Origin of the sequence: Marinobacter sp. DUT-1 (assembly GCF_050379415.1) — a bacterium.
Classification (GTDB): Bacteria; Pseudomonadota; Gammaproteobacteria; order Pseudomonadales; family Oleiphilaceae; genus Marinobacter.
The window spans coordinates 883,348-898,775 of sequence record NZ_JBNRLS010000001.1 but is presented as its reverse complement, the minus strand read 5'-3'; the positions used below and the strand labels follow the sequence as shown (position 1 = coordinate 898,775).

The 15,428-nt window shown below is 58.8% G+C and carries 13 protein-coding genes; 8 read left to right on the top strand and 5 right to left on the bottom strand.

What is annotated here, in order from left to right:
• Window positions 1-77 precede the first annotated feature (77 nt).
• Entirely contained in the window at window positions 78-1,037 is a 960-nt protein-coding gene (locus ACQUTG_RS04135; protein ID WP_428918165.1) for a helix-turn-helix domain-containing protein, read from the top strand.
• 69 nt (window positions 1,038-1,106) lie between these two features.
• Here ACQUTG_RS04135 and ACQUTG_RS04130 read toward each other — a convergent pair whose 3' ends face one another.
• Both ACQUTG_RS04130 and ACQUTG_RS04125 read right to left on the bottom strand, forming a co-directional pair.
• Window positions 1,107-4,193 (bottom strand): efflux RND transporter permease subunit, encoded by a 3,087-nt coding sequence (locus tag ACQUTG_RS04130; RefSeq protein WP_428918164.1) that lies wholly within the window; start codon window positions 4,191-4,193, stop codon window positions 1,107-1,109.
• Complete coding sequence (locus ACQUTG_RS04125) at window positions 4,193-5,296, bottom strand: efflux RND transporter periplasmic adaptor subunit (RefSeq protein WP_428918163.1); 1,104 nt, start codon at window positions 5,294-5,296, stop codon at window positions 4,193-4,195. The genes ACQUTG_RS04130 and ACQUTG_RS04125 overlap by 1 nt, the downstream gene beginning before the upstream one ends.
• Before the next feature lie 275 nt (window positions 5,297-5,571).
• Here ACQUTG_RS04125 and ACQUTG_RS04120 point away from each other — a divergent pair, with 275 nt between their 5' ends.
• Entirely contained in the window at window positions 5,572-6,075 is a 504-nt protein-coding gene (locus tag ACQUTG_RS04120) for a DnaJ domain-containing protein (RefSeq protein WP_428918162.1), read from the top strand.
• 1 nt (window position 6,076) lies between these two features.
• On the opposite strand, the gene ACQUTG_RS04115 is transcribed toward ACQUTG_RS04120, so the two are convergent.
• Entirely contained in the window at window positions 6,077-6,874 is a 798-nt protein-coding gene (locus ACQUTG_RS04115; RefSeq protein ID WP_428918161.1) for a secretin N-terminal domain-containing protein, read from the bottom strand.
• Between the two features lie 354 nt (window positions 6,875-7,228).
• Between ACQUTG_RS04115 and ACQUTG_RS04110 the strand changes: the two genes are divergently transcribed.
• The gene (locus ACQUTG_RS04110) at window positions 7,229-8,281 is read left to right on the top strand and encodes a 3-deoxy-7-phosphoheptulonate synthase (RefSeq protein WP_428918160.1); all 1,053 of its coding nucleotides are present in this window, start codon (window positions 7,229-7,231) and stop codon (window positions 8,279-8,281) included.
• Here the strand turns inward: ACQUTG_RS04110 and ACQUTG_RS04105 are convergent.
• The gene (locus ACQUTG_RS04105; protein ID WP_428918159.1) at window positions 8,226-8,897 is read right to left on the bottom strand and encodes a LysE family transporter; all 672 of its coding nucleotides are present in this window, start codon (window positions 8,895-8,897) and stop codon (window positions 8,226-8,228) included. The genes ACQUTG_RS04110 and ACQUTG_RS04105 overlap by 56 nt on opposite strands.
• A gap of 181 nt (window positions 8,898-9,078) precedes the next feature.
• Here ACQUTG_RS04105 and ACQUTG_RS04100 point away from each other — a divergent pair, with 181 nt between their 5' ends.
• The gene (locus tag ACQUTG_RS04100) at window positions 9,079-10,521 is read left to right on the top strand and encodes a dihydrolipoyl dehydrogenase (RefSeq protein ID WP_428918158.1); all 1,443 of its coding nucleotides are present in this window, start codon (window positions 9,079-9,081) and stop codon (window positions 10,519-10,521) included.
• Window positions 10,522-10,543: 22 nt separating this feature from the next.
• Here ACQUTG_RS04100 and ACQUTG_RS04095 read toward each other — a convergent pair whose 3' ends face one another.
• Window positions 10,544-10,819: a DUF2061 domain-containing protein gene (locus tag ACQUTG_RS04095; protein WP_428918157.1), complete on the bottom strand. Its 276-nt coding sequence runs from the start codon at window positions 10,817-10,819 to the stop codon at window positions 10,544-10,546.
• A gap of 221 nt (window positions 10,820-11,040) precedes the next feature.
• Here ACQUTG_RS04095 and ACQUTG_RS04090 point away from each other — a divergent pair, with 221 nt between their 5' ends.
• The 4 genes from ACQUTG_RS04090 (at window position 11,041) to ACQUTG_RS04075 (ending at window position 15,345) form a co-directional block, all read left to right on the top strand.
• Complete coding sequence (locus tag ACQUTG_RS04090) at window positions 11,041-11,514, top strand: Dps family protein (protein ID WP_428918156.1); 474 nt, start codon at window positions 11,041-11,043, stop codon at window positions 11,512-11,514.
• A gap of 172 nt (window positions 11,515-11,686) precedes the next feature.
• Window positions 11,687-13,342, top strand: a complete 1,656-nt coding sequence (locus ACQUTG_RS04085) for a choice-of-anchor I family protein (RefSeq protein ID WP_428918155.1) — start codon at window positions 11,687-11,689, stop codon at window positions 13,340-13,342.
• A gap of 383 nt (window positions 13,343-13,725) precedes the next feature.
• The gene (locus tag ACQUTG_RS04080; RefSeq protein WP_428918154.1) at window positions 13,726-14,370 is read left to right on the top strand and encodes a DUF2057 domain-containing protein; all 645 of its coding nucleotides are present in this window, start codon (window positions 13,726-13,728) and stop codon (window positions 14,368-14,370) included.
• A gap of 36 nt (window positions 14,371-14,406) precedes the next feature.
• Window positions 14,407-15,345 carry a porin gene (locus ACQUTG_RS04075; protein WP_428918153.1) on the top strand — a complete coding sequence of 313 codons (939 nt, stop codon included), beginning with the start codon at window positions 14,407-14,409 and terminating at the stop codon, window positions 15,343-15,345.
• Window positions 15,346-15,428 lie beyond the last annotated feature (83 nt).

The window sequence follows — 15,428 nt, the reverse complement described above, 5'->3', positions numbered from 1 at the left end:
GTGATTGCAAAATATGGCTAGGGTTTCGGGGCGATTTCCAATAAAAAGAGCAAAGTCCCTTAAACTTATGTGGTTTTATGTCCCGGGAACCCTTGGCAACCGTTGAACTGGATGGCTTTCTTCGCCTGAATCGCGCCTCACTGTCAGAGTTTCAGGCAGCGCTGCGGTTGTTGGCGGTCTTGCCATCGATTCAGTGCAGCTCAACACACGACAGTGATTCGGCTGTTGGCGCCCTCTATGTCGTGGCGTCTGACCAGGGCACGGTCATTTGTCTGGCGGTTAAGCAGGAACTGATTATCACCGGTTGGGACTCCCCCGTACCCTTGTGGTTGCGCGTCCTGGCGGGGCAAGTGCGTATTGGGGAACGGTGTGGAGTGCGCGACGTTCATCGCGAAGCTTGCCGTACCGCCCCGGGATCGTTGGCGTTGCGCCTGGCTGCAGGCACCCGGTTGGTGATGGCTGTCCCCGCAGCACCGCCGATGGTACCCGTAGGCCAAACCTCTCGATCCGTCTCTGGTAGCACGATCTGTTGCCTGATTGACCGGTTCCTCCTGCAGGCTCGGTTTTTTCGGGACAGTGAGCAGGCGCACGCTGGCACCCGGGAGCTGATTTCGCGTCTGGTGGAATTGGAGACGACGGGAGAGGTTTTCGCGGAGCTGGCGTCGCCCGTGCTTGATCGCCGGGTTAAACGAGCCATCGACCGGATTCGGAGTCAACCGGACTGGCAATTCGACCTGCCGGAACTGGCAAGCCATGCCGGAGCCAGCGAACGCAACCTCTACTACCTTATGAAACGGGAGACCGGGGTGACACCCTACCGCTTCTACCAGCGTTGCAGGCTGGTCCGTGTGCGGCGCCGGTTGGTGGACTGCCAGTGCGAGGAACCCCATATTTCCCACTATGCGGCTGACGCAGGCTTCAGTCATCTGGGGCGCTTTGCGGCACTCTACCGGGAGCATTTTGGCGAACTGCCAAGTGAGACCATTCAGTGGCGGCGATCGCTCCTGGACCGGGCCGCCAGCAAGCAGGCCGGCTGAGTCATCCCCTGACCCCCAAAGAAAAAGCCCGGTTACCGTTCGGTGACCGGGCTTTTTCAGTTGCGGCTATCAGTGACCTGTTGCCGGTTCTCCGGATTCGGCTTCGTCACCGTACTCATCGGCGGCCGAACCGTGATGGTCCCGCGCCAGCAGGATGTAGAAGGCCGGCAGTACGAAGATGGTGAACAGGGTGCCGATGCCAAGACCGGCACTGATGGTCAGGCCGATGGCAAAACGGCTCTCCGCACCGGGGCCGACGGCAATCAGCAGCGGCACCATGGCGAAGATCAGCGCCAGAGAGGTCATGATGATCGGGCGCAGACGGATGGCAGCCGCCTCGATCACCGCCTGCACCTTGTCCAGGCCCCGTTCCTTCTGCAACAGGTTGGCGAACTCCACAATCAGGATGCCATTCTTCGACACCACCCCGATCAGGGTGATCAGTCCCACCTGGGTGTAGATGTTCATGGAGGCGAAGCCCAGCACGATGAACGCCATGGCGCCAGCGACGGACATGGGCACCGATACCAGGATGATGAACGGATCACGCCAGCTTTCGAACTGGGCAGCCAGTACCAGGTAGATCACCAGCAGGGACAGGAAGAAGGTCACCACCAAAGCGCTGCCCTGGGTCGCCAGCTGGCGGGTTTGCCCGGTGTAGTCGGAACTGAAGCCCTGGGGGAAGACCTCGTCCGCAGTTTGCTCCATGAAGTCCATGGCATCGCCCAGGGCCACACCCGGCATCACGACCCCTTGCAGGGTGAGTGAGTTCAGCTGGTTGAACTGGGTCCGGTTGGACGGCTCGACATCGTGGCTGAAACTCACCACGCTGCCCAGGGGCACCAGTTCACCGATGTCCGTGCGGATGTAGTAGTCGTTCAGGGCCTGTTCATCCAGCCGGAACTGCTGATCGACCTGGGGAATCACCTGGTACGAACGGCCTTCCATGCTGAACCGGTTGATATAGCCGCCGCCGAGCATGCTGGACAACGCCTGGCCGATGTCCTGCATGGACAGTCCCAGGTCCGCGACCCGGTCACGGTCGACGTTGATGCGGGTGATCGGTCGGTCAAAGTTGATGGATTTCTGCAAGAACATGAAGTTGCCGCTGCCCATGGCCTTGCCCAGCAGCTCATCCGCCACCTGGTCCAGCTGCTCGTAGCTGCTGCCGGTGGTGATCACGAACTGGAACGGCAGGCCGCCGCCGGAACCTGGCAGGGAAGGACGGGGAAACACCGCCGTTTGCAGGCCGGTCACCTTCTTCAGCTCGGCATCGAGCATGGGCTGGACTTCAAACTGGCTTACTTCCCGTTCACTCCAGGGCTTCATCTTGAAACCACCGAAGACCGCGTTGGGGCTGGTAATACCCAGAATCATGAAGTCCTCATTGTAACCGGGCACTGTGGACATGCGCTCCTGAACCTCATTGCCGTGCTCGCGCAGGTAATCGAGTGTGGCTGTCTGGGAGCCCAGCCCCTGATAGAACAGAATGCCCTGATCTTCGGTGGGTGCCAGCTCGTTCTGGCTCATCATCACCATGAAGTAGATGGAGCCCAGTACCACCACTGCAAAGAACACCACCACGGATTTGGTTTGCATCAGTGAGGACAGGGCGGACTTGTAGGCATTCGACAGGCCGTTGAACGTCTTCTCCACCAGCACTTCGAACCGGCCCGGGTTGCCGTGGGGCTTGAGCACCTTGCCGGACAGCATGGGGGACAGCGTCAGTGCCACGATGCCCGAGATTACCACGGTGCCGGCGAGGGTGAAGGCGAATTCGGTGAACAGCGAGCCCACCAGGCCGCCCATGAAACCGATGGGCGCGTAGACCGCCACCAGGGTGGTGGTCATGGCAATGATCGGCACGGCCATTTCCCGGGCCCCGTTGATGGCGGCCTCGAACCGGGATTCGCCCTGCTCGATGTGCCGGTGCACGTTCTCCACCATGATGATGGCGTCATCCACCACCAGACCGATGGCCAGCACCATGGACAGCAGGGTCAGCAAGTTCAGGGAGAACCCGAACATCAGCATGATGAAGGCACCGCCGATCAGGGACAGCGGTACCGCCACGGAGGGCACCACTGAGGCGCGAATGGAGCCGAGGCACAGGAATACCACCACCAGCACGATGACCAATGCTTCAAGCAGGGTCTTGATCACCTCGTTGATGGAGTCTTCGATGAAGTCGGAGGCATCATAGGCGAGCCGGACATCCAGCCCCGAGGGCAACTGACTCTCGATATCCGGCAGCGCATCTTTGACCAGGCCCGCCACCGTCAACGGGTTGGCGCCGGGGGCCAGTTCGATGGCAACGTAAGTGGCCGGCTGACCCTTGTACAGTGCCAGCTCATCATAGGTTTCCGAGCCCAGCTCCACGCGGGCGATGTCCTGGAGCCGGATCTGGGTGCCGTCCCGGGTTTTCACCACGAGGTTGCGGAACTGGTCCGGGTCGGCCACGTCTGTATCGCTGGTCATGGCGATTTCAACATACTGGCCCTTGGTGTTGCCCACTGCGGCCTGGTAGTTGTTGGCGCGGAGCCTGGCGACCACCTCCGGCGGGGTCATGTCGACTGCGGCCAGTCGCTCGGGGTCCAACCATACCCGCAAGGCAAATTTGCGGCCGAACAGACGGGCCTTGCCGACGCCCGAGAGCGCCTGCAGCTTCGGCTGTACCACCCGGGTGAGGTAGTCAGTTATCTGCGGTACCGCCAGCTCGGTACTATAAAAGGCGATATACATCAGCGCGGTAGAATCACCGGTTGTGGACGTGATCACCGGGTCCTGCGCTTCCGCGGGCAGTACGTTGCGCTGACTGGCCACCTTGGCCTGGATTTCCGCCAGGGCAGCATTGGCGTCGTAGTTCAGTACCATCTTCGCTTCGATGGTGGATACGCCCTGGGAGCTGGTTGATGTCAGGTAATCGATACCACTGGCTTCGGCGATGGCCTGTTGCAGGGGCGTGGTGATGAAGCCCTTGATCAGGTCGGAACTGGCCCCTGGGTAAGCCGTGGTGACGGTGACCGTGGTGCTCTCGAGTTCCGGGTACTGCCGGATCTCCATCTCCATGGCGGCCCGGGCACCGAGCAGCAGGATCAGCAGGCTGACCACCGTTGCCAGCACCGGCCGGTGGATGAAAATGTCGGTAAATCGCATTATTCAGACGCCTCCTGCGTTTGCCCGGCATCTTCCTGGATCTCGACTCTCTGGCCGGCCCGCAATCTCAGCAAGGCCTTGGACACAACGGTTTCACCGGCTTCCAGGCCGGACAGGACGGCTACCCGGCCTTCCCGGGTCTGACCGGTGCTGACGGTACGGCGGTTGACCACCAACTCGCCATTGTCGTTCTCCTCGACTACGAAGACAAAGTCACCGTATGTGTTGTAGGAGATTGCGGTTCTTGGCACCGTGACCACTTCGTTGTCCTCGGGCTGAAGGGTCATGATCGTGGCAAACATGCCCGGGCGGAGTAGCTGCTGCTCGTTCTGCAGAGTGCCACGAACGCGTACGGTGCGGGTTTCCGGATTCACCGAGGTGTTGATGGCGCTGATCTCGCCCTCGAACTCGGCGTCCGGAACCGCAGCCACGGTGGCTTTCACCGGGAAGCCCGTCGCGATATCGGCCAGGTTCTTTTCGGACAGGGTGTAGTCTACGTAGATCGGGTTAAGCATGTTGATCTCGACAATCGGCGTGCCGGTGGCAATGTACTCACCCTGGTCCACCATCCGGATGCCCACCGTGCCGTCAAACGGCGCCCGGATAATCTTTTTATTGAGCTGGGCTTCCGCCTCGTTCACCCGCGCCCGGGCGGCGTCGTAGTTGGCCTTGGCCTGGTCGTACTGGGATTGTGATACCGCACGCTTGGGCAGGAGGTCGGATACCCGCTTGAATTCCTGTTCCGCAAGCTGGGCTTCCGCCCGTCGTGTGCGCAGCGCCGCCTCGTCGATTTCTGCATTCAGACGGATCAGCACGTCGCCTTGCTGGACGGTATCGCCGGATTCGAAGTTGATACTCTCGATGACACCGGGCACCTCGTTGGCAATCTCGATACCATTAATGGCTTCAATGCTGCCAACGGCCTTGATAGAGGGTGTCCACTGTTCGACGCGGGCATCGGTCGCGGATATCTTGGCCGGCGGTTGCGGCTGGGACATTTGCTCCTTCATTTGGCCGAACTGGTAGAACTTGTAGCCAAAGATGCCACCAAGGACGACGCCAAGAAAAATAATGACAATGATGAAGCGGGAAGCAGTGCGCATAGTTCAGACCCTGGAATCTGTGTCCATTGAGTGTTGATGCCTCGGACCAACACAGGTGATATTGGAGGCTGTTATTTTTTCCGTAAAACATAGCATCCTATAAAAAAACGGAAGGGGTTGTCACCGTTTTGACAGGCTTTAAGACTAAATTCAGAAATCGGAGCGACAAGCAGTGTACCGGGGACGCACGGTGCTACCCTCCGCTTGCCGGACACTGGTATTGTCCATATCGCAGGTGACACAATTACGACCGCATGCCAAAAGGGGATTAGCCCATGCAGTGGATTCTCGGCCTGGCCCTGGCCGCGGCCGTTTTCGTTATTCTCAAACGCTGGGGCGCGCTGACGCCGGAAAAGAAGAAAGATGCCGCCTGGAAGAGCGTGCTGGTGGTCGGCGGCGCCCTGTTGTTGTTTATGGTACTGACTGGTCGGGTCCACGTCATTACCGCCGCCGTTGCGGCTGTAATCCCCCTGCTGCGCAAGGTGCCGGCCCTGTTGAAGTATGCCCCGGCGCTGGCCCGGATGATGGGCAGGGAGATCCCCGATCCGGAGCTTGATTCCCGGCAGCAGGCCGGCCCGAGTCAGCCATCGACCAGTGATATGTCCGAGCACGAGGCCTGTGAAATACTCGGAGTGGAGCCAGGCTGCCCGAGGGAGGACATCATCGCGGCCCACCGCCGTTTGATCCAGAAACTGCACCCGGATCGGGGCGGCAACGACTACCTTGCCGCCAAGATCAACGAAGCCAAACAGGTGCTGCTGAGGAAAGCCAGGGCCTGATTCAGGGCATAACCTCCACTTTGACCTCTACGCTGCGGCTGCCGGAGCGGTTGCTCTCCATCTGATAGGCAATGCCGCTGCTACTGCGTCGACTGCTTCGGGCAATGCTGCCCAGGGACACCCATTGCCCGGGTTCGCCCCGCCGGATCGTCAGCAGCGCTTCCGTCTCATAGCCCTGAATCTGTGCCGGGTCCTCCTCGAATGAGACAATGTTCAGTTCCACGGCCTGACGGGAAATGACCTGGGGGCTGACCAGGAAACCGGTGCGGGTTTCCACCTGCTCCAGAATCGCCGCCGGATTCCGGCCGCCACGAATGGCAATAGGCAGGGTGCGGACCTGACCCGAGGTGATGTGGGCAGTCTGGCCATCCTGGACCATCAGGGTCCGCAGCTGATTGCTGCCGGTGCTGGTGCTCTTGCGCTCCACGGTGACACCGACGTTCCCGTCCCGGGCTGAGACGCCCGCCCCCGAGCGCTCGCCACTGACCTCCTCACGGGTCCTCACCGTTATCCGGAGTTGGGCGGGGGCCCTATCCAGTGACTCCACCAGGGTGCCGATTTCATCCAGCAGGCGGGACTCGCCCCGCACCATCAGCTGCTGTCCCCGGGACGTTACCGTGATGGGTGCATCGGCATACAGATCCCGGATCTGGGCAGCCACATCTTCAGCCGGGCGGGCCTTAAGTTGATAACTGCGGGTCTCGGTCTGGGCATGGGCAGTCCCGGAAGCGAGCCACAGGGGCATGACTATGACCATCAGGGCCAGCAAACGGTAGGAGGCGAGGTGGAATGGGGGCATTGGCACTCCGAGAATGAACGGCAAACGGAAAAACTTTGGCCTCCGGGTTGCCAAGGCGGAAACCAGAGGTATATATTGAAAAGCATGAAGACCACAAACGCGACCTGTCAATTGAATGTTCTGCAAGCTTTCGGGGTGAAACCGATCGCTGCGGTCGCTGCTGTGTTTTTTTGGTGGTTTGGTTATGGCTTTTATTTTAGCCAGAACCCGGGCCGCCCATAGGATTTTGATCCGACGAATTACGAGGAAGGCAGCCCGGCAGTAACCCAGGCTGCCACCGGACTCAAAAAAGCCCCGACTGGTAGCCCAGCCGGGGCTTTTTTGATTCTGACCAAGGGAAACGGGAACACCGCTATGAACATGCCACTGAAAGCCGATGCGCTGAACGACGCTGTCGCGGCAGCAGACAGCCACCGACAGGAAACCGCCCTGCCATCACCGGAACAGCTGCGCCGGGAGTTTCCTGCAGGACCGGATCTGTTGGCTCAGGTGCAGGGCTATCGACAGGCGATCCGGAATATCCTCCAGGGCAGGGATGACCGGACCCTGATCGTGATGGGCCCGTGTTCCATTCACGATGAGCAAGCAGCTCTGGATTACGGTCGCCGGCTCAAACAGCTGGCTGAGGGTGTCAGTGACCGTTTCCTGATCGTGATGCGGGCGTACCTTGAGAAGCCCCGAACCACCGTGGGCTGGAAAGGTCTGCTGTACGATCCGGAGCGGAACGGGCAGGGGGACCTGCAGCAGGGGCTGATTCGTTCCCGCCGGCTTCTGCGGGAGCTGGCCGGGCTCGGGTTGCCCCTGGCCACCGAGGCACTGAGTCCGTTCGCCATGGATTACCTGGGTGACCTGGTCAGCTGGAGCGCTATCGGGGCTCGCACCACGGAATCCCAGATTCATCGGGAAATGGTGAGCGGTCTGCCCATGCCGGTCGGTTTCAAGAACGGCACTGACGGCGGAATCACGGTGGCCACCAACGCCATGAAGTCCGCGGCCCATCCACACCATCACCTGGGTGTGTCTGCCACCGGGGCCCCGGTAATGATCTCCACCCGAGGTAACCCGGATACCCATCTGGTGCTCCGCGGCGGCCGGGGAGTGACCAACTACGATGCGGACAGCATCGCCGCTGCCGTGGCGGGACTGGAAAAAGCAGGCCTGTCCACTGCCGTCATGGTGGACTGCAGCCACGACAACGCCTGCAAACAGGCGGAGCGCCAGATCGATATTGCCCGGGAAGTCATGGCGCAGAGGCGGGCCGGTAACACCCATATCCGTGGACTGATGCTGGAAAGCTTCCTCGAACCGGGGCGCCAGGATGACGGTCCCGAGCTGCTCTATGGCTGCTCGATCACCGATCCGTGCCTGGGCTGGGAGCAGACAGAGGCTGTGATTCGCTCACTGTAGAAAGCAGGAGTTGCGCAGCCAGGACCAGCAACACTCCACCCATGACCCGGTCCAGCCAGTGGCCGAACCGGCTGAAGGCCTGGCGAACCCGGGGCAGGGTGAAGAATACCGCCACCAGGGCAAACCAGATGCCGGTGGCTACTGCCATATAAATTCCATACCCCGCCTGCACCACCAGTGGTGTGCCGGGGCTGATCACCACCGAAAACAGGGCCACGAAGAACAGCGTCGCCTTGGGATTGAGGGCATTGGTGAGAAAACCGAGCCGCAATGCCGCGAAGGCTGACTGTGCCGGTGCGTTCCCGGTCTCCACATGAATACTGCCGGACCTGGCCCTGAGGCACTGCAGGGCGATCCATGCCAGGTACAGGGCCCCGACCACTTTCAATACGCTGAACAGCATCACCGATTGTTTGATCAGCAGCCCGATGCCCAGCAGGGAATAGGTCACATGAACCAGAATGCCGGCGCCCACCCCGACGGCACTCAGTAACGCATTCCTCCGGCTCTGGCACAGGGCCTGCCTGAGCATCACCGCAAAATCCGGCCCGGGGCTGACCACAGCCAGCAGGTGAGCCACAACAATGGTCAGGAATTCTGGCCAGTATTGAACCATCCGGTATCTCCCGTCGAACCTGTTGGCAGAAAGCGGTAAGGGTAGGTCATTTTCAGGCCGGTGTCCTGTGCGATACCGCGTTGCTTTACGTTAGCCCCCGGCCTGCTTCTATACTGGAAGAAACGGACAAGCCAGAGAATTCACAGGACCCCGTCTGATGCGGGCGGGCAGGAGGCATGTTGTGGAAAAGCGCGAAGTGGACGTGGCGATCATCGGGGCAGGTACGGCCGGGATGGTGGCCTACCAGCGTGTACGGAAGGCAACAGACAGGGTCGTCCTGATCGAGGGAGAGCAATACGGCACAACCTGCGCCCGGGTCGGCTGCATGCCCAGCAAGTTGCTGATTGCGGCTGCAGAACATGCCCATGCCATGGTCGAGGCAGAGACATTCGGTATCTCGCCGGGAAAGATTTCAATAGACGGCCGCCGGGTCATGGAGCGGGTGCGCCAGGAACGTGATCGGTTTGTCTCGTCGGTAGTGGAATCCGTCAATGGCTTCCCCGGGCCCCATCGGTTGATGGGGCATGCCCGCTTTGCCGGCCCCAACTGTCTGGTCGTTGGCGATGACGTGGAGGTCCATGCCGAACGGATCATCATCGCCACCGGCTCCCGACCAAATATTCCTGGCTTCCTGAAGGAGGCGAAGGATCGCCTTGTCATCAACGATGACGTTTTTGACTGGGATGACCTGCCGAACTCGGTGGCGGTGTTCGGACCCGGTGTGATCGGACTGGAACTGGGTCAGGCCCTGAGCCGCCTGGGTGTGCGGGTTCGGATGTTCGGCGTTGGCGGTGCGATCGGCTCGATCCAGGACGATACCATCCTCGCCTGTGCCCTGGAGATCTTCAACCAGGAGTTCCCGCTGGATCCGGATGCCGATGTCACCGACGTCGAGCGGACCGATGAGGGGGTGGCCGTGACCTTCAGGAACGGCTCGGGGGAGGCGGTTACCGAGACTTTCGATTATCTGTTGGCAGCTACGGGCCGCCGCCCGAATGTGGATAACCTGGATATCCAGAATGCCGATATCGAGCTGGATGACCGGGGGTCACCGGTGTTTGACGAGTACACCCTGCGGTGCGGCGACAGCCACATCTTCATAGCCGGCGATGCCGACAACGATCGCCCCCTGCTGCACGAGGCTGCGGACGAGGGCCGCATCGCCGGAGACAATGCGGCCGCCTGGCCGGATGTGCGCACCGGTCTGCGTCATGTTCCCCTTGGTGTGGTGTTTACCGATCCCCAGATCGCCTCCGTGGGTCTGACCATTGACCAGGTCGACAAGCAATGCCATGGCTGTTTCGCGGTGGGGGAAGTGTCATTTGCCGACCAGGGGCGCAGTCGCGTCATTGGCAAGAACCGGGGGATTCTCCGGGTTTATGGCGAGCATGGCAGTGGTCTTTTCCTGGGCGCAGAAATGTTCGGGCCGGCGGCGGAACACATGGCGCACCTGCTGGCGTGGTGTGCCCAGAAACGCATGACCGTCAGTGAGATGGTGGCGATGCCATACTACCATCCGGTGATCGAAGAGGGACTACGTACCGCGCTCAAGCAGCTGAACCGGAACCTCCAGATCGGACCAGAGCTGGCCGATGAGTGCCTCGAATGCGGGCCGGGAGTCTGACCGGCCCTTCCCTTGATCTCAGTCAGCAGGTGCCGGGCTGATGGTGGGGTAGGGTATTGTCCGAGCCCCTTGCATTACGTCGGTGGCGAGCCCATATCTTCTCGTGGAAGAAATAGGCAACGGTGTTGATGGCCGGCTCGACCATGGCAATCAGGCTGCCCACAATGACGTCGCCGGTCAGCAGGTAAGCGACCGAAAAGGCAACGATAAAGTGGGTGATGGCGAAGGTGATTGTCTTCAGCAAGGATTGGTCACCCTTCGAACCATGGTCATGTATGAACAGTTTCAAGGCACTCATGATCCGCTCCACATGTGTTGTCTGTAGATCCCATTTAAGAGCAAGTGAGAATTGTTGTTAAATAGATTGTCTGAGGGTAATTGATAGTGCCGGGCTATTGAGACCCGAGTATCCATATTAGTCTGGGCTATGAAAGAGATTGTCGGATACAACTTCACGGATCTTGTCATCCCGCTTACGGTGGGTCTTAAAGATTTCAATCAGCGTCAAGGAGGTACGTAATGAGCAAGAACTTTATTGGTCTCGATAGTGGAAAAACTGTTGAGCTGTCGGACGCCCTGAACGATCTGCTGTCCAACTACCAGATCTTTTACATGAATGTCCGTGGCTATCACTGGAACATCAAGGGCGAGAACTTTTTCGAGTTGCACGCCAAGTTCGAGGAGCTGTATGACGACCTGCTCCTGAAAATCGACGAGATCGCCGAGCGGGTCCTTACCCTGGGCCACCGTCCGGCTCACGCATACAGCACCTACATGGAGCGTTCTGAAATTCCGGAGCGCAAGGATGTCGCCGATGGTCGCGAAGCGGTGGAGAACATCGTGGAGAGCTTCGGCAAGCTCATTGGCAAGCAGCGCAACCTGCTGAGCCTGGCCGGTGACGCCGAGGACGAAGGCACCGTTGCCCTGATGAGCGACTATATCTCGCAGCAGGAAAAGACGGTGTGGATGTATCGGAGTTACCTCGGGAAGTAGAACCGGGTGCAATAACTCGAATCTTCCAGTAAGGCGGCTCATCCGAGTCGCCTTTTTTTATCTCCGGAACAGGCATCGAGCAAGAAAACCTCTCAGGTCTGAAAGGTTCCTGTCACGGTCGGACTGTACTCTCTTGTGCCGACCAACAAGGGTCCACAGACAAGAGGTGATCATGGAAATGAAAGGTGTTTTGTCAGTTGGTGCGGTTTTGCTGTCGGGCGCGGTTCTCAGTGCATGTGGTTCACTGGACTCTGCCGGAAAAGTCGAGAACGAGCTGGATAACCGCAAGTCGCAACTTCAGCTGAATGTTCTGGGCAGTTACCGTCCGATGGGCAACGTCTTCGATGAGAGTGCAGCGGAAATCGTTGCTTACGACAAGCGTAACCAGCGCCTGTTCGTGGTTAACGCTAATGCCTCCACCGTGGATGTGATCGACATCCGCGATCCGGCCAATCCCAGACGGGTGCATACCATCGACGCTACTGTTAAGGGGGCATCGGCCAACAGTGTGGCAGTTGATGGCAACCTGGTTGCGGTGGCAATTGAAGCCGAGGTCAAACAGGACAATGGCAAGGTTGTCTTCTACGACGCCACCCGGTTGAACAAGTTAGGTGAGGTTGAGGTAGGCGCACTGCCCGATATGGTCACCTTCACCCGTGATGGCCAGAAAGTGCTGGTTGCCAACGAAGGCGAGCCCAGCAAAGGCTACGATCGTGACCCGGAAGGCTCGGTCAGTGTGATCGATCTGACCCATGGTATCGAAAAAGCGACTGTGCGAACCGCCGATTTCACCGCTTTCAACGGTCGTGAAGATGAGCTGCGAGCATCTGGAGTCCGGATCTTTGGTCCCGACGCTTCTGCCGCTCGGGACTTTGAGCCGGAGTACATCGCGGTGTCCCCGGATAACAGCGAGGCTTGGGTTACGCTTCAGGAAAACAATGCGGTTGCTGTATTGGATATCGCCAATGCCCGGATTGTCGAGGTGCTTCCCCTTGGCTTCAAGGATCACAGCGTGGCGGGCAATGAACTGGATGCCAGTAACAAGGACGGCGTCATCCAGCTCCGTAACTGGCCGATCAAGGGCATGTATATGCCGGATGCCATCACAGCATACGGCGCCAACGGCCAGGCCTACTACCTGACCGCCAATGAAGGCGATGCCAGGGATTACGATGGCTGGACCGAGGAGTTCCGCATCAAGGACCTGCAATTGGCCCCGCAAGCCTTCCCTGACCACCAGGAACTACAGAAGCAGGAAAATCTGGGCCGCTTGCGGGTGTCATCGGCTTCGGGTATCAGCAATGGATGTAACCCGAGCGACCTGGCAACCGATGTCGAATCCGATTGCGTTTACAACGAACTGTATTCCTACGGTGCGCGCTCCTTCACCATCTGGAATGCCCAGGGAGTGCCAGTGTTCGATTCCGGAAGCGATTTCGAGCGCATCGTGGCTGAGGCCAATCCGGAGTTCTTCAATAGCAGCAATGACGAAAATGGCTTTGATGACCGTTCGGATGACAAAGGCCCGGAGCCGGAAGCGGTTGTAGTCGGCGAAATCGATGGGCGTAGCTATGCCTTTATTGGCCTGGAAAGGGTTGGCGGAATCATGGTCTACGATGTGACGGACCCGGGGCAGGGGGTCTTTGCCGGCTACTTCAACAACCGGGATTTCACGGCGGAGGTGACCTCTGCCGCCGCTGGCGACCTGGGGCCCGAGGGCTTGGCCTTTATCGCTGCCCAGGACAGTCCGAACGGCCAGCCGATGTTGGCAGTGGGCAATGAAGTCAGCGGCACCACCACCCTGTGGGGTATCAAGCTGGCCAATTGACGGACACTCTATGTCCGGCCTGACTCCTTAAAGCAAAGCCGCGCGGCCAGCGCGGCTTTTTCATGTCTGGTAGATCGTGAAGTAACCCTGTTTATATCTTTTCTTAATATTCCTGTCACAAGCCCTCCTCATACTGCCTCCCGAAGCTTGAAGCGGTTCCGAGTGACTGCCACTGGAATGGCCAGCACACCATTTTCAGCAGTGGCTTCGAAATGTGTTTTTCATTGTGTTGTTTCTTTGAGTTAACAAGGTCTTGCCGGGGGACACCCCCGGCTTTTTTGAATTTCAAGCGATCTGGCCCAGTGAAACGGTTTGGTAACAAACGCCGGTTAGGCTGCTCAGCAATTCACGTAATAGGTCGTCTAGAGCAAGTGATTATTAGAGTGAATTCGTTTTTCAGTACGTTGATTGTGGTGGGTGCGCTGCTGCCTTCGCTGGCCTGGTCCGAGGTGCGGCTCAATCCCGGACCGTGCGTCAGTGTACGGGCCCTGGACGGTGCCGCCATCGATTCTGCCGGGCCGCTGACCCTGACCAACGGACGGCATCAGCTGGTGGTGGATTGCACCGTAGAGGTGGGCCGGTCCTCTGACGAAGGTATGCCGGAAACCAGCGACGCGTTCGTGCTGCTGTTCGAAGCTGAGAATGTGGAACTGACATTGCAGGCGCCGGAGATTCGCAGCAGCCGCGAGTTGGAAACGTTCAGTCGGAGGGGCAACTGGCAGCTGACCACCGCCGACCAGCAGTCAGTCGAGTTCGATGTGGATGTTCTGGAAAAGGAAGGTTTTCAGCTGGTCCGTGATTACGGGCAAGAGCTGGAGGCTTTCAACCGTTCCGAATCTCCGGCGGCCCTGGGTGCCAACCTCCCGGGCGCCGACATGGAATTACTGGGAAAAGAAGAAGGGCGGCCGTCGACATCGGCAGGTGCCCCGGATCAGGAAATGGTGAATCAAATGCTGCGCTACTGGTATTTGAAAGCCGATAAGACAACTCGGGATGAGTGGAAGAACTGGATTCATTCCAGCAATTGAAGTCCATAAAACCAATCGATAATGGAGTCGAAACAAATGAAGAAGCTTCTTCTGGCTGTTGCTGTGTCCTCTGTAGCTGTGGGTTCTGCCAGTGCTGCAACTGTTTACGAGAAAGAGGGTTTTACCTACAAGCTGAACGGTGATTTCCAGATTCAACTGCGTAAAAAAATTGGAGATGACACCAATGAATACGTGGATTTTGACGATCTGGAGCTGAAAAACTATGTCAGCTATGATCTGGGTGACAACATGAAGGCTTTCGGTCGCCTGGATTTTGACTTTAAGGATCATGCTAACGGCAAAGATGTGAACGAGCCGATCGAGGAAGCCTACGTTGGCATGCAGTACGGCGTTGCGGCTCTGTCCATTGGTAAGCAGAACTTCGCGTCTGACGAGTTTGGCATTGAAGAAGCCTATGAAGCTCCGTTGGATGAAGACCAGTTCGATGCTGTCGATACCGACGGTGATGACACCATACGCCTCGACGTTGAGCTGGAGAACGTCTACCTGGTTGCATCTCATGAGCTGGAAGCTGAAGACAAGGATGGAATCACCGGTGAGTTCTTCGACTTGTTCGCTGCTACCGAGTTTGCTGGTCTGACCCTCGCTGCCGCCTACCAGCAGCACACGCCGATCGGTGCTGACTCTCTGGATACCTACGGTGTCAGTGCTGCCTATGATGCAGGGTTCGCAACCCTCGCGGCGGATTACAGCGTCACTGACGACAGCAACACAGACCTCGAAACCACGCTTTATAACGTAGCGGCCGTAGTCGGCGTTGCCAGCACCACTGATGTTGCTGTTGGTATGCAGAATCAGGAAACCGATGGTCAGGAAGATGTGACTGCCTGGTACGCCAACGTGACCTACAAGATGCCGTCTGCCAAAAATGTCAGTGTATTTGCCGAAGTTGCGGATACCGACGAAGATAACACCGACATGGGCTTCCTTGCGGGCATGCGTGTGAAGTTCTAAGTTCGCAGTTCCAAGGCGTCGCCAGCGGTTGCAGTAAGGTTGTCGTCGCGAGGAAATTCAGAGGCCGGGCAATTGCCCGGCCT